14 protein-coding genes are annotated in these 13,927 nt (G+C 69.7%); 6 read left to right on the top strand and 8 right to left on the bottom strand.

Going from position 1 to position 13,927, the window contains the following annotated elements:
- Window positions 1–98 precede the first annotated feature (98 nt).
- Together C4K88_RS15135 and C4K88_RS15130 are read right to left on the bottom strand one after the other, a co-directional pair.
- The gene (locus tag C4K88_RS15135; RefSeq protein WP_104122458.1) at window positions 99–923 is read right to left on the bottom strand and encodes a hypothetical protein; all 825 of its coding nucleotides are present in this window, start codon (window positions 921–923) and stop codon (window positions 99–101) included.
- A gap of 142 nt (window positions 924–1,065) precedes the next feature.
- The gene (locus C4K88_RS15130) at window positions 1,066–1,524 is read right to left on the bottom strand and encodes a GtrA family protein (RefSeq protein ID WP_241521999.1); all 459 of its coding nucleotides are present in this window, start codon (window positions 1,522–1,524) and stop codon (window positions 1,066–1,068) included.
- Window positions 1,525–1,691: 167 nt separating this feature from the next.
- Here C4K88_RS15130 and C4K88_RS15125 point away from each other — a divergent pair, with 167 nt between their 5' ends.
- On the top strand, window positions 1,692–2,705 hold the full coding sequence (locus C4K88_RS15125) for a zinc-binding dehydrogenase (protein WP_241521998.1): 1,014 nt from the start codon (window positions 1,692–1,694) through the stop codon (window positions 2,703–2,705).
- 20 nt (window positions 2,706–2,725) lie between these two features.
- Here the strand turns inward: C4K88_RS15125 and C4K88_RS15120 are convergent, their stop codons facing one another.
- From C4K88_RS15120 to C4K88_RS15105, 4 genes are all read right to left on the bottom strand, one after another.
- Window positions 2,726–3,250 carry a flavin reductase family protein gene (locus C4K88_RS15120; RefSeq protein WP_104122456.1) on the bottom strand — a complete coding sequence of 175 codons (525 nt, stop codon included), beginning with the start codon at window positions 3,248–3,250 and terminating at the stop codon, window positions 2,726–2,728.
- 34 nt (window positions 3,251–3,284) lie between these two features.
- Window positions 3,285–3,737: a redox-sensitive transcriptional activator SoxR gene (soxR, locus tag C4K88_RS15115; protein ID WP_241521997.1), complete on the bottom strand. Its 453-nt coding sequence runs from the start codon at window positions 3,735–3,737 to the stop codon at window positions 3,285–3,287.
- Window positions 3,738–3,867: 130 nt separating this feature from the next.
- Entirely contained in the window at window positions 3,868–4,506 is a 639-nt protein-coding gene (locus C4K88_RS15110; RefSeq protein WP_104122453.1) for a nucleoside/nucleotide kinase family protein, read from the bottom strand.
- Window positions 4,507–4,596: 90 nt separating this feature from the next.
- Window positions 4,597–5,142, bottom strand: a complete 546-nt coding sequence (locus C4K88_RS15105; RefSeq protein WP_104122452.1) for a hypothetical protein — start codon at window positions 5,140–5,142, stop codon at window positions 4,597–4,599.
- A gap of 138 nt (window positions 5,143–5,280) precedes the next feature.
- Between C4K88_RS15105 and C4K88_RS15100 the strand changes: the two genes are divergently transcribed.
- The 5 genes from C4K88_RS15100 to C4K88_RS15080 all read left to right on the top strand — a co-directional run bounded on the left by C4K88_RS15100 (window position 5,281) and on the right by C4K88_RS15080 (window position 11,811).
- Window positions 5,281–5,595 carry an MmcQ/YjbR family DNA-binding protein gene (locus C4K88_RS15100; protein ID WP_104122451.1) on the top strand — a complete coding sequence of 105 codons (315 nt, stop codon included), beginning with the start codon at window positions 5,281–5,283 and terminating at the stop codon, window positions 5,593–5,595.
- 376 nt (window positions 5,596–5,971) lie between these two features.
- A complete protein-coding gene (locus tag C4K88_RS15095) occupies window positions 5,972–7,432 on the top strand; it encodes a hypothetical protein (protein ID WP_104122450.1) in 1,461 nt (486 codons plus the stop codon).
- 59 nt (window positions 7,433–7,491) lie between these two features.
- A complete protein-coding gene (gene pelF / locus C4K88_RS15090) occupies window positions 7,492–9,186 on the top strand; it encodes a GT4 family glycosyltransferase PelF (protein WP_104122449.1) in 1,695 nt (564 codons plus the stop codon).
- Window positions 9,183–10,262: a putative glycoside hydrolase gene (locus C4K88_RS15085; protein WP_104122448.1), complete on the top strand. Its 1,080-nt coding sequence runs from the start codon at window positions 9,183–9,185 to the stop codon at window positions 10,260–10,262. Before pelF ends, C4K88_RS15085 begins: the two co-directional genes overlap by 4 nt.
- 94 nt (window positions 10,263–10,356) lie before the next feature.
- The gene (locus C4K88_RS15080) at window positions 10,357–11,811 is read left to right on the top strand and encodes a hypothetical protein (protein ID WP_146065706.1); all 1,455 of its coding nucleotides are present in this window, start codon (window positions 10,357–10,359) and stop codon (window positions 11,809–11,811) included.
- Window positions 11,812–11,821: 10 nt separating this feature from the next.
- Here C4K88_RS15080 and C4K88_RS15075 read toward each other — a convergent pair whose 3' ends face one another.
- Together C4K88_RS15075 and C4K88_RS15070 are read right to left on the bottom strand one after the other, a co-directional pair.
- Window positions 11,822–12,811 (bottom strand): acyl-CoA thioesterase, encoded by a 990-nt coding sequence (locus tag C4K88_RS15075; RefSeq protein ID WP_104122446.1) that lies wholly within the window; start codon window positions 12,809–12,811, stop codon window positions 11,822–11,824.
- Between the two features lie 49 nt (window positions 12,812–12,860).
- Window positions 12,861–13,904: a zinc-dependent alcohol dehydrogenase family protein gene (locus tag C4K88_RS15070; protein ID WP_104122444.1), complete on the bottom strand. Its 1,044-nt coding sequence runs from the start codon at window positions 13,902–13,904 to the stop codon at window positions 12,861–12,863.
- Window positions 13,905–13,927 lie beyond the last annotated feature (23 nt).

Below are 13,927 nucleotides of genomic sequence, written 5' to 3'. Positions count from 1 at the left end.
GCGTGTCCTGCCCCGGCACGCGCGCCGTGGCGTCAAAGCCGTGCACGACGGCGCGTGCTCGCGTCCAGCGCGACGAATCCAGGTGCGGCGCCGGTGACTCAGCGCAGGCGGCGCGGCGGCCGCGGCTGGGCGACGACGGCGATCGCCAGGGCCAGGAGGAGGGCGAGGATGCTCAGGATCCCGGCAACCGTGTACCGGAGGGAGGTGCCTTCAACGGGCGGCTGGAAACCTTCGGCCTGCTCCGACCGGTCCGTCTGAATGATCTGATCGGTCTGCTCCACCGTGTCGACCCGGATCTCCTCGACGGGGGTCGGCTCCGCGGAGGGCGCTGCGCCGGTCCCGGAGGGCACGGGCCGCGGCGCTCGTGGCGCCGGTTGTTCGACGGCGACGGCATCACCGGCCTGCTGCCCGGCCGGGGCGACGGGGGCGGGGGTGTCGACGGTCTCTGCGGAAGGGTCAGCCACCTCGGGCGTCGTCTCCGGTGCCGTTCCACCGACGGAAGGCGGCGGGGCATCCGCCGTGGGAACGTCCGGGATGGGAGCGTCCGGGGTCGGTGTGACCGGCGCCGTGCTCGGTATGGACCCGGGCGTCGTCGTCGGATCGGCGGGCTGGGGGACCGTGGCGTCCGGGCCGGTCACGACCGCGTCGTCGGCGGCAGGCGCCGGGTCCGCCGGGGCGGTGGCCGGCGGGGCTGCCGTCTCGCCCGGGGACTCCTCGACAGGTGGCTCGGCCGGGATCGTGCCGGTTCTGGCGGGCAGGGGCGATGCGGTCCGTGCGGACGACGGCGCAGTGGGCTCTGCGGGCGGCGACACCGGATCGGACGGCTGCGGTGCCGGGGCGGGAGACGCGACGGCGGCCGCGGGTCCGGACAGCAGCAGCCCGAAGCTGATTGCCAGGGTGGGAAAGATTGTGGAGGCGCGCATGGCGGGGGACTCTCGAATAACTGTGAAGCATGGTGGCGGGACGGCCCATCAGCATTGCAAGCTGGCTGACTACCATATCAATGCTACGTGCCGGGTGATGACATGCCCACCGGAATGTTGCGCTGGACAGGTGGCGTCGGACTCATTTCCGACTGGCCGCCGGGACCGCGGCATCGGGTCCGTCGGCGGAGGGACGGTGCGAGGGCTGGAACACGACAAAGCGGTACGCGAGGTACCGGAACACGTTCCCGAGGAGTACTCCGATGACGTTCCCGGAGAGGTTGTCCGCCAGCGGCCCCCTGAAGCCCAGGACGTAGTGCGAGACGAAGAGGCACGCCGTCGCGATCCCGAGGCCCACCAGATTGGTCAGTCCGAAGAGGAACACTTCCTGGCGTTTCGTCCGGCCCCCGAAGTCGCGGAACGTGAAGCGCCTGCTGCCCCACCATGAGACGCCGGTCGCCAGGGCGACGGAGCACACCTTCGACGAGAGGGGGCCCACGCCCAGACCGGAGGAGAGGATGTTGAACACCGAGATGTCGACGACGAACGCCACGGCTCCGACGGCGGTGAAGGAACCCAGCCGCTTCCAGGCGTCGCGCACGAACCGGTCCCCTCTGTCGATGACGCTTCATTCTAGGCTTTCGGTCGCAGAGGCAACCAATCGCGCGCCGGGCCACGTCCGACACCGGGCGGTCAAGAACGCCGTGGGGCCGGCGGTGCAGCACCGGGCACTGGCTAGCATGGGGGTTCACTGTCTGGAAGGACACCATGAACGAGACCATGCTCGCCGGAAGACTCAACATCAGCACTGGGACCTTCGACGTCAGGGAGGTCCCGGTGCCGGTTCCCGCGCCGGGCTTCGTGCGCGTGAAGGTCCAGGCCGCGGGAGTCTGCCTGTCGGACGTCCACCTCATCCAGGGGCTGCTGAAGCCGAGGCACCTCCAGGGCGACGAGGTCACCCTGGGGCATGAGGTCTCGGGCAGCGTCGACCTGGTGGGCGACGGCGTCGAGGGGTGGGCCGTGGGCGCTCGCGTCGTCCTGCAGGCCGGCTACGAGTACCGGGGCGTCACCCTCACGATGGGCGTGGACTACGACGGCGGGTGGGCCGATTACGTGGTGGTCCCGGCCGGTGTGCTGGTGCCGCTGAGCGAGGGGTTCTCCTACGAGCAGGCCGCCATCATCCCCGACGCCGTCTCCACGCCCTGGGCCTCGATCGTCGCCACGGGCGGCGTCCGGCCCGCTGAAGCCGTGGGCGTCTGGGGTGTCGGAGGGCTCGGTGCCCACGGCGTGCAGCTGCTCCGGATGATCGGGGCGGCCCCCATCGTCGCCGTCGATCCGTTGCCCGAGGCTCGCGAGCGCGCGCTCGCCTTCGGCGCGGATGTTGCGCTCGATCCGCTCGCCGACGACTTCGCCGCCGCGATGGCGGCTGCAACGGCCGGGCGGGGACTGGATGTCGCATTCGATTTCGCGGGGGTGGACGCCGTCCGGGCGCAGGCTCTCGCGTGCCTGGGATTGAAGGGCCGACTCGTGCTGGTGGGCCTGAGCGGCAACCCCATCACCATCTCCGACAGCACCGGGTTCTCCTACAACCGCAAGCAGGTCCTCGGTCACTACGGGTCCGAGGCGCACCACGTGCCCGAGCTCGTGGCGCTGACCGAGCTCGGGCGTCTCGACTTCACGCGGTCCATCAGCGACACACTTCCGCTGCGCGAGGCCGCGGCCGCCGTCGAACGCCTCGAGCGCAAGGAGGGCAACCCGATCCGGCTGGTCCTCATCCCCTGAGGGCGGAGGCGCCGCGCCCGTCAGTCCAGCAGCGAGCGGTCGCTCAGTCGGTGATAGGAGCGGTTGTGGTAGACCAAGGGCGCTCCGGCCGCGCCGCCGTCGCCCTGCTCGATCGCCTCGACCTCCGCGGCGAGGATCATGGACCCGCCGACCGGGAGCCGGTGCAGGATGCGACACCGCAGGGCCCACGGCGCCTCCACCAGGAGCGGTTCGCCGGTGGGCAGCGGCCGCCAGTCCACGGCACCGCCGAAGCGGTCGGCGCCGCGGGTCGCGAAGAGCTGCGCGATGCCGACCTGATCGGCGCCGAGCAGATGGACCACCAGGGTGTCCGCCGCGATGAGGGCTGCCGCCGACGACGACGCCGTCGAGACCGAGAACGCGAGGACGGGCGGCTCGGCGGAGACGGAGGACACGGACGACGCCGTCAGTCCGACCGGTCCGTCCACGCTCTGGGCGGTGATGACGGCGATGCCGGCCGGGTGCGTGCGGAACGCGTCCTTGAAGAGCTCGGCCGTGGCGATCGGGTGGCCGGTGGGAATCGTCATGCCGTCAACGCTAGAACCTCAACAGAGGTTGAGGTCAAATCGGCGGGTCGGGGTCCAGCAGGGTGGACCGGATGCCCCTGGATCCGGCGGCGTCGTCCGGATTGACGAAACCGCAGGCCGCCAGCGACAGGCAGCCGCACCCGATGCAGCCGTCCAGCCGGTCCCGGAGGTGCTCGAGCTGGGCGATGCGCTTGTCGATCTCCTGCTGCCACGCCGCCGAGAGCCGCTGCCAGTCCGCCTGGTCCGGGACGCCGTCGGACGGCAGCTCGGCGAAGGCGCGGGCCACGGTGGCGAGCGGGATGCCCGCCCGTTGCGCGGCGCCGATGACGGCGACCCGGCGGAGGACCGAGCGGTCGTACCGGCGCTGGTTGCCGGTGGTGCGCCGGCTGGTGATCAGCCCCCGGCGTTCGTAGAAGTGCAGGGCGGAGACGCGCATGCCGCTGCGTGCGGCGAGCTGGCCCACGGAGAGGTCCTGGTCACTGCTCACGCGGACATTCCTTCCTGGTGCGGTAACGGGCGCCGTCGTGCCAGCGTAGCCTCGAGGCCGCCGGGCCTTCCTGGCGGCGCACCCGTGCAGGACTGATTCCTGATGGACCGGGGAGCCCGGCGGGGCAGCGTCAGCCCAGGCGCCACCCGGACAGGTCGAGGACGCGGTCGGCCCTGTCCCGGGTGGCGGCCACGAGCGCGGCATTCGGGTCGTCCACCCGACGGACCCAGTCCTCCGCCGCCGCGGGTGTCTTACCGCTCTGGATGTGCCGTGCGACGAGGCGCTTCCGGCGCAACCCCGGCTCGACGTCGACGAACCACACCTCGTCGATGAGGCTCCGGGCCTCCCGCCAGCCCGGCGTGTCGAGGAGCAGGTAGTTGCCCTCGGTGACGAGCAGGGAACACGCCGGCGTGACCGGCAGTGCGTTGGCGAGCGGCTGCTCGAGCCGGCGCTCGAACGCCGGCGCGTAGACGGTGTGGCCGGCATCGCCCGTCAGTCGCGCCAGCAGGGCGGCATAGCCGCGGGCGTCGAAGGTCTCGGGTGCGCCCTTGCGGTCCAGCAGGCCGAGGGCGGTCAGGGCCTGGTCCGCCAGGTGGAACCCGTCCATCGGGACCAGGGCATGGTGCTCGGGGTCGAGTCCGGCGACGGCCTCGGCGATCGTGGATTTCCCGGCCCCCGGAGGGCCGGCGATCCCGAGCAGGATCCTTCTGCCGGGGACGGGATCGGGCAGGAGGGCCTTGAGCTCCTCGATGCTGCGAACACTCGTCATCGCTGCGGATCCTCCTCCTGCGCCCGCCACCCGGCCGGCGTCGTCCCGGCGTCCATTCTGCCGTGCGGGCACCCTGCCGGCGCACCGCGGCTAACCGCCGGGGCGCAGGGACGTGAGCATCGTCCTGATCCGCTGGTACTCCTCCGTCTCCATGTACGCCTGCGGCGTGTCGATGTGCATCGGTTTGCCGGGATAGGCCTCGAACGGGTCGTAGACACCGCCGAACGCCGCTCCCGAGGGCGGCCACGTGAAGAAGTGGGCGATGGGGCAGGCGGTAGGCCCGTCCGGAAGGGGCGCGGAGGTGATGCCGTAGGCGAAGCTCGATGCCGCCACCGGATCGGGCACCGAGGGGTCCGTGCGGCTTTCGAAGACGAACCTCGGGGTGCCCGCGGGCTGAGCCAGGGCGGGTAGCGGCTCGGAGTCCAGCAGTGCGTACGGCACCTTCTCGGGACAGACCGCCCCGGTGACCAGTTCCGTCTGCAGGGACGCGAGCCGCCGACCGGCGTCATCCTCGACGTCGACGGCCACTCCCTGCGACGGGGCAGGGGCGGAGGAGATCACGGTCCAGTCCCGGGGGTGGTCGAAGGACAGGGCTCCGTCCGGGGTCCTGTAGGTGACCGGGGGCCCGATCGGCACGACGTCCGAATCGTTATCCGTCCGGCGGGATCGTTGCCGATCCGTATGTGCATCGTGATCCGACGGTGGCCGCGGGTTCGCCGAGACCGGTACGTAAAGGCACTGGACCGGCTGCACGGCTGGTGCCATGGTGGGTCCATGGTCACCGAAGACGATGTGCGCGCCGCCTGTCTCGCCCTGCCCGGCACATTGGAGCGGCTTAGCTGGAACCGGCCCGCCTGGTTCGCCCGCACCCTCTTCGCCCGCATGTGGGACGACGCCGTCCTGACGATCAAGACCGGGGAACGCGATGCACTGCTCGCGTCCCAGCCGGGTGCCTTCTTCGTCCATCCGCATCATGAGCAGTACGAGTCGCTGGTGCTCGTGCGCCTCGGCCGCATCGGTCTCGAGGAGCTGACCGAGCTCATCGACGAGTCCTACCGGATCGCCAACAGCACAGTGGCGAGACGCTAGCGCGGCCCCGCCATCAGTAATTGTGTTCTTCATCACAGTGGGGTTAAATCCCTCGACATGTCTGTTCCGCGCCAGTAAGCGGAATGTGCGTAGCTTCTATCTTGTCGAGCAAGTAGTGCGCCGACCGAAGCACGTAAACGAGTAGACACGACCGAGTGATATGTGAACATCCAGCGTAACCACTACTCGAATTGCAGAGTACTTTGTCCGATAACTTCGATGTAGGCGCTCGCTGGCAGAGCTGGCGAGGACGCCCCCACTACTTCCGTGTGGGATGACTCTCGGATTTCTGCCCTCGGCACCGACCTATCTCATTCACATCTCACACGAGGTCTCTCGTCCGCCTTGCTGGGCGACGAGTGGCCTAGGGAACATCATGATTTCGCTGCAACCCATTCTTCAGGACCCCTATGCCCGGCGCCGCACGGTGGCTATCGTCGCAGCACTCGTTCTGACGGCCTTCGTGCCTCTTGCCGACACCCTGCTGCCCGTCGGCTGGTCCTATGCACTCCTCGCCGCCGGCGTCGTCCTCGTCATGGTGGCTCTGCTCCTGCTCATACGACCCGGGGCGTCCAGCTCCAGGGGCAGCCGCGTGAGATCCGACGGTGGCGCGCGGCCGGGCGCCGGGCTGCTGCTCTATCTCTCCCCGGTGATCCTCCTGAACCTCGTGTACCCGCTCGTCAGCCCTGCCATGGCCGCGGTGAGCGTGGGAGGAGTGCAGCTCACCCTCGTGGTCCTGGCGTCCTCGATCACCGTTCCGTGGCTCGCGCAAGCTGCGTGCCTGCCGGCGTATCGTGCGATCGGTGACCTGATGGCGGAGCGCGACATGGCAGTCATCACCCGCCGCTTCTGCGCCACCTGGCCCGCGATGTTCGTCCAGGCGCTGCCGCTCGTCGTGGTCTTCGCCGTCCCGCTCTGGTTGGCCACTGAGTGGTCGTTCACTGCCCTGGCTACCTATGCGACCCTCTGCGCCCTCCACCTCCTCTTCGTCCAGTCCCTCATCCTCGCCAACGTCGGAAGCCGTCGCGGCCTTTGGGCGGTCGCTTGGGCGGCCTACGCCGCGGCCCTCTTCGCGTTCCCGACCCTGTGGTGGCTGCCGCCCCTGCTCGGGGCGCTCACGCAGATCGTGCCGATGGGACGAGGCCTCGCCGCTGTGAGCCTCACCCGGCTGGATGCCCGCGACTTCTCGACAGACCTCGTGCGAGGGCTCCTGCTGGGCGCGGTGCTGTGGGCCGACAAATTCGTGCTGTTCCTGGTGACCGACGGCGACTTCCAGGTGGTCATCGTGTTCCTCGCAATGCTGCCCGCGGTCATCGCGTACAACTACTACTTCGTTAATCTCGCCCCGAAGGTGGACAGGGCCGTCACCGACCTGCACCGCACCATCTCCGAGGAGCCGCTCACGGTCCTCGCCGCGCGGTCCGGCCGCCTCAGCCGTACCGTGGACCGGGCCATCCTCAGTACGGGCGCCGTCGGAATGGTGCTTACACTCGTGATTTCCCTGCTTCTCGAGGGTGCCCAACCCGTCAACGTGCTACTCGCCGTCTCGGTGGGCGTCGCGTCGTGGGCGTTCATGATCCTCACGCTCCTCAGCTACGAACTGGACTACATCGGCGAGAAGGTCCTGCCGCAGGTCTTGGGTGGCATCCACCTGGCGTTCTGTGTGGGCGCCTTCCTGCTGATCGGCGCGACGCAGACCTCCACGGGTGCTGTCCTCGCCTACGGCGCCCTCGTCGTCGCGGACCTGGCACTTGTCGTCGTCGCCTGGGTGCTCTACAAGCGCCACTGGAGCCAGCCCGAATACACCCTGTTCTGGCGCCACGCCACGTCCTGGTAGCAGCGCTGCCGACCCGGCTCCGTCCGACAACACCACTCCTCATCGCAGAAGGAAGACCCATGTACGTGTTCAAGACCCCGAAGGCCCGCCGGGCTGCGCTCGAAGCATCTGGCGGGGTCGTTCCTCCGGCCCAGGCCGCACGGCAGCGGCAGTACGAGGACGTCGACGTGGCGATCGTCATGGAATCCACCTACCCCTACCTCAAGGGCGGCGTCTCCGCCGTGGTGCACGACATCGTGACGCACAACCCCGACCTCACCTACGGCATCATCCACATCACCTGGGATGCCGATTCGCCTCAGGAGGACCTCTACGGCATGCCGGACAACGTGGCGTGGGTGCGGCCGGTCTTCCTGAGCCTGCAGGAGCACCGGCACGACTACATGGCGGCGACCCCCAAGGATCTGAGCATGACGCCCGCCGAACGCGCCGTCCTCGTGGACCGGCTCTTCGACGCGCTCCATGCGCTGGCGGAACGGCGCGAGGTGGAGCCGCTCTGGCAACTGATCGACGAAGGGTTCAACGAGCGCACCCGGACCTTCCCACTCTGGGCCGTGCTCGGGACGAGGGAATTCATGCAGGCCCTCGCGGTGAGGATGCCTCAGCTGGACCTCTCCCTCGCCGACTCCTTCTGGACGCTGCGCAACTTCTTCTCGCTCGCCTACGCCATCCTCGGAGAGACGATGCCGAAGGCGCGTGTCTATCACGCGCACACCACGGGGTATGCCTCGCTGCTCGGTGCCGCGGCCGCCCGGGACCATGACACCTCGTTCCTGCTGACCGAGCACAACCTCTACGTCCGCGACACCGTCAACACCCTGCTGGACCGCAACATGGCGCTGTCCATCACCTCCGAGGACTACCGCACATTCGACGTCACGCCGGAGCAGCGCGCATGGATGGCCTGGTGGATTGAAATGGGGCACTTCTGCTACCCGAGCGCAGCCCTGATCACCTACCTGTACCCGACGGCGATCACCGAGGCGGCGCGCCTCGGCACAGATATCGACAAGGCGGTCGTGGTCCCCAACGCCATGGTCATCGAGGAGTTCGAGGACAAGTACCGTGCGCGGCTGACAGCGCAGGAGGTCCTTAGGGAGCGCGGCGACGATCATACGTGGAAGCTGGTCTACATCGCGCGCATCGTGCCCATCAAGGGGCTGCTCGACCTCCTGTCCAGCATGGACCTCCTGCGCCGCCACGGATTTCCGAACCTCCATCTCGACGTCCTCGGCCCCACCGAGCACGTACCCGAGTACTACGAGGCGTGCCTGGCCAAGATCGAGAGCCTGGGGCTGCACGATCACGTGACGATCCACGGCACGGTCAACGTCAGGGACATGCTCGACCAGTTCGATCTCCTCGTCCTGCCGAGCTACAACGAGGGCCAGCCCATCGTCGTCCTCGAAGCGATGGCTGCAGGCATCCCTACCGTGGGCACCGATGTCGGAGGCATGCGACAGCTGATCGGGGACGAGTTACACACCCGGGACGGTCGGACTGTCGGTGCCTGCGGTGAACTCGTGGTCGCCGGAGACGTCCAGCAGATGGCGGACAGCGTACGTGCCGTAATCGGCGACAGGAAGCGCTACGCCGACTACGCGGTCAACGCCCGGACCCGGGTTCAGGAGTTCTTCCAGATGCACGAGATCATGTCCTCCTACAACGAGATCTACCGCACCGTCGGAGACATCACCGACCTCCGGGGCCTCTCGACAGCGGACCTCGAGGATCTTGCGTCGGCGGGCTCATGACCGGGGTCGGTGCGTGGATCCGGTACGGCGAACCCCTGCTGCCAGGGCAGCTCGAGTTCGCCGTGGAGCACTACCGGGCAGCGATCCTCCAGCCGTGGGAGACGGACGCCGCCGCCGAACTCAAGCGCAGGCGTCCGGACATGACCGTGCTCTGCTACAAGTGCCTGTCCTCGACGCGCAGCTACGAGCCCGGTCCCGTCTACACCTCCGGTGTCTCCTTCGCGGAAGCGGAATCCGTGGACGAGGGCGCGTGGTTCGCCCGGAGGCTCGACGGCACCCGGATCGAATGGGAGCGCTATCCGGGCCATTGGCAGATGCGTGTGTGGGATCCTGCATACCAGCGCCGCTGGGTGGAGAACGTAGTGGACGACCTGCGGGATTCCCCCTTCGACGGCGTCATGGCGGACAACGACGTCTTCGATGACTACTACGGCCTCGACCTCCCAATCGACGGGGCGACGGAGATGCTCAATCTTCGCTCCGCACTCGACGACCTCGTGCAGGCGGCAGGGACCGCCCTGAACGGGGCGGGGAAGCTCCTGGTGCCGAACATCGCCGAATCCCGCCGCGAGCCGGGCCGGTGGCAGGCGCACGCCGCCTACGGTGGGGGCTTCGAGGAGGTCTGGCTCGGCTACGGCGCGGAGCAGCTGTTCGACCCGGTGACGGCCGAGGCACAGCTGCCGCAGGCCACCGGACCGGGGCTCTCGATCCTCCGCGTCCCCACCGACGGCGACGACCGGCACCCGAACCTGACCTATGGGCTGTCGGCCTTCTGGATCTTCGGAGCCGGTAGGGGTGCGTACGCAGCCACGGGGCACGATGACTACAGCCGCACGCAGCACGTCCCCGAACTCGACTGGCAGCTCGGCCGGCCGGTCACTGAGCCGACGGGCCGGAACCACGCGTGGTGGCGTGAGTTCGAGGACGGCTTCGCGGCCGTCAATTTCAACGCGGACGGCAGGCGCCGCCGCAGGGTGCGGGTCCCCGCAGGGCTCGTCGACGCCGCCGGTGTGCCTGCGCCGTCGTGGGTGGTCCTGCCGCCCCGGCGCGGCATCCTCTTCCGCCGCGCCGCCTGACCCCGGGGGCGCCGAACGTCAGCTTCTCCGCAGGATTTCCCCAGATCCGGCTCCCCGGCGGGTACGCACCCCCGCCGTGGATCACCATGTGGAGATGAAACTGAATGCCGCTGGGGCAACCTTCGTTTCCGCCGCACTCGCCGTCGCCTTCGCCGTCTGCTCGCTCGCGGCGCCCGCGCAGGCCGGCAGCCTGACCTCGAGCACGGGCCAGCAATTGCCCGCCTACCTCCAGGGCTACCGCCAGGGTCAGCTGCTCTGCCCGGGCGGGGACCTTACGGGCAAGGTCTCCGTGGCGATCGTCGACCCCATGATGGCCACCACGGACGCACCCGGGGACTGCACCCTCTCCGACATGAAGGCCGCGAACCCGGGCACCACCTTCCTCGCCTACCTGAACATCGGCGCCATGAGGGACTTCGAGTCCTGGAACGGCGTCTTCCAGAACTCCTGCGCGGACACCGCCGCCGAGGCCGGCCGGCGCTTCGGCGTGACCACCTCGAACCCCAGGGTGGCCCGCACGGACGACGGCCTCGCCGGCTACCCGGGATACTCCTACCTGACGGTCGCCGACCTTTCGCCGGCCTACGTGGACGCCTGCGCGGCGACGGCACGGACCATGCTCAGCACCGACGCCCAGCGGGGCACCACGAATGCGCGCCCCGCGCGTTTCGACGGTATCTTCCTCGACGACGCCTCGATGTCGCCCTCGCACGGCCAGGACATGGTCGATGTCGGCCAGTGGGGTCCCTGGGCCGACGACGACGCCTACGGCCGGGCGCTGATCGCGGCCGTCCAGCGGTTCGACGCGACGCTCACCCGCACCATGGGCCGCAACATCCCTGTCGCCGTCAACCTGGGGGTCTACCCGGCCTGGAACAACCAGGTCGACCTCGCCAAGACCCTCGCGGCCACGCGCTCCGTCGACTTCGCCCTCCGGGAACACGTGGTCGCGACCGGGACCGGACGGCCCCTGCCGGTCATCGACCTGCAGCAGGCGAGCGCCGCCTACCAGGCGATCACCGCGGCGGGGATGCCCGTGGTGGAACACGACTACTCGGTTCCGCTGCGCGAGCTGCCGACATCGTCCTACCGGCAGGGCAGGGACATCGGGAGTTCGGACCCGTGCCTGCGTGACGGGTTTGCCAACCGCTCGTCGGTCGTCGCGGCGGCGAAGACCCGCCGCACACTCGATCACCGCATGACCCTCGGGCACCTGCTGCAGACGCGGACCGCGACGGCCCGCCAGATGACGGTGACCCTCTCGCAGGCCGAGCCCACCTGCCAGGACAACGCGTGGGACGACGACGCGAATTTCGAGGCGGTCACCACGGCCTCGGTGAAGGCGCTCGACACCCAGGTCACCGCCCTCACGAAGGCCGTGACCTCCGGCGCCTACGCGACCGCAGCCCCGCGGAACTACGCCGGCGTCAGCGTGGTACGGCTCTCCGACGGCCGTGTCGTGGCCGTCAACAGCACCACCGTCGCGCGATCCGTGACCGCTTACGGCAAAGTTCTCAGCGTCCCGGCGCGGTCCGCGACGATCCGCTGACGCGACGCTCTCAACCGACCTGCTGCCGGAGGTGCGTCGGCAGGACGCTTCCCGGGGCGCGGCTGCGGATGAGCAGGAGGTTCCGGGCGTGCTCGTGGAGCCGCCGGTCCTCCTCGGACACCGGCACCCAGCGCGGCACCGGGACCGCCGTCCCCTCGGTGTCGCGCGCCACCATGACCGTGAGGCACGTGGTGGTCAGCTCCATGTCGCGGGACTTCGGACTCCCGGAGCGGACATGGACGGCGATGTGCATGCCCTTGTTGCCCGTGTAGACGAGGCGCGCCTCCACCTCGACGACGTCGCCGATGTGCAGGGGCTTCAGGAACCGGACGCCGCCGGAGAACACGGCGACGGTGTCCAGTCCGCAGTACCGGGTGGAGCAGACGTAGGCGGCCTCGTCGATCCAGTCCATCACCGTGCCGCCGTGCACCTTCCCGCCCCAGTTGACGTCGGTGGGCGCGGCGAGGAACCGCAGGACCGTCCGTTCCGCCGTGCTGCCGTCGGTGTATTCCTGACGGCGCATCTCTTCGACGATCTCCTTGCGGACCTCGATGCGCGCGACCGCGTGCTCGCTCTCCACCCGTTCGGCGTCCGTCCGGGGTTCGAAGGGCGGCACCGGGACGGGCCTGCCGTCCGGGCCCACCGCCACGAAGATGACGAGGCACTCGCTGCGCTGCCCGCCGTCGTCGCCGGTCACGGATCCGGAGGAGACCCGCGTGCGGATGTGCATGGAGGAGGTGCCGGTATGGACGATCGTGGCCTCGACCTCCACGAGGTCGCCGACCGCCACGGGGTCCGCGAAGTGGATGTTCCCCACGTAGGCGGTCACGCAGTAGGTCTTCGCCCAGCCGACGGCGGCGGCGTAGGCGGCCTTGTCCACCCACTCGAGCACGGTGCCGGCATCCACCGAGCCGCTGTGCCCGAGGTCCGTGGGGGAGGCGAGGAAGCGGAGGGTGACGGAGTTCGACGGCGGATCGGCGGGGCGCGGCAGGGAGTCCATGCCCCAGTATCCCCATGCGCGGAGTGCCCCCGGTAGCGCGGTCGGCGCGTTACGCGCCGAGGTCGACGACGGTCACCCCGCCCGCGGACGTGTCATCGGCCATCGCGACCAGGGCGTCGGGGACGGCGTCGAGGGGAATCCTGCGTTCGATGAGGTCCTGCGGGCGGAGCCTGCCGGCGGCCACGAGGTCCAGCAGGCCGGGATAGTCGTGGGCGGGCATGCCGTGGCTGCCGAGGACGGCGAGTTCCTTCCCGATGACGGCGCCCATCGGGATCACCGGGTCCGTGGGGAACAGGCCGATCTGCACGTGGCGGCCTCTCGGCCGCAGGGACAGGATGCCGATGGCCGCGGTCTCCTCGCGGCCGAGCGCGTCGACGGACACGGCGATGCCCTCCGGTGCGGCGTCCCGGACGGCGTCGAGCACTGCGGAGCGGGAGAGGCCTGCCGAGTGGATGGTCCCCGCTGCGCCGAAGCGGGCCGCGCGCGTCAGGGCGTCCCGGTCGATGTCGACGGCGATCACGCGGGCGCCGAGGGCCACGCCGATCATGACGGCGCTCAGCCCTACGCCGCCGCAGCCGACGACGAGGAGGGTCTCGCCGGCGGCCAGGCGCGCCTGGTGCACGAGGCCACGGTACGACGTCGCGAACCGGCAGCCGAGGAGGGCGGCGGCACCGGCGTCGAGGGATTCCGGGACGGCGACGAGGTTCGTGTCGGCGTCGTGCAGGGCCACGAACTCTGCAAAGGAGCCCCAGTGTGTGAAGCCCGGCTGCGTCTGGTTGCGGCAGACCTGGCCGTTGCCGGACACACATTCGGGGCAGCGCCCGCAGGCGCACACGAACGGCGTGGTGACGCGCCCGCCGACCGAGAAGCGCCGGACGTCCCCGCCCACCGCCGTGATGGTGCCCACGAGTTCGTGGCCGGGCACGTGCGGGAGGCTGATGCCGTCGTCGTGCCCCAGCCAGCCGTGCACGTCGCTGCGGCACAGTCCGGTGGCCTCGACGCGGACGACGACGCCGCGCGGGGACGGGGACGGGGACGGGACCTCCCGGAGGACGGGTCGGGCGGAGAACTCATCGAAGCAGACGGCGCGCATCGCACCATTCTGCCCCGCGGTGA

Origin of the sequence: Arthrobacter pityocampae (assembly GCF_002927275.1) — a bacterium.
Taxonomy (GTDB): domain Bacteria; phylum Actinomycetota; class Actinomycetes; order Actinomycetales; family Micrococcaceae; genus Arthrobacter_D; species Arthrobacter_D pityocampae.
The sequence above is the reverse complement of the archived record's forward strand: the minus strand, read 5'-3'. Positions and strand labels throughout refer to the sequence as shown.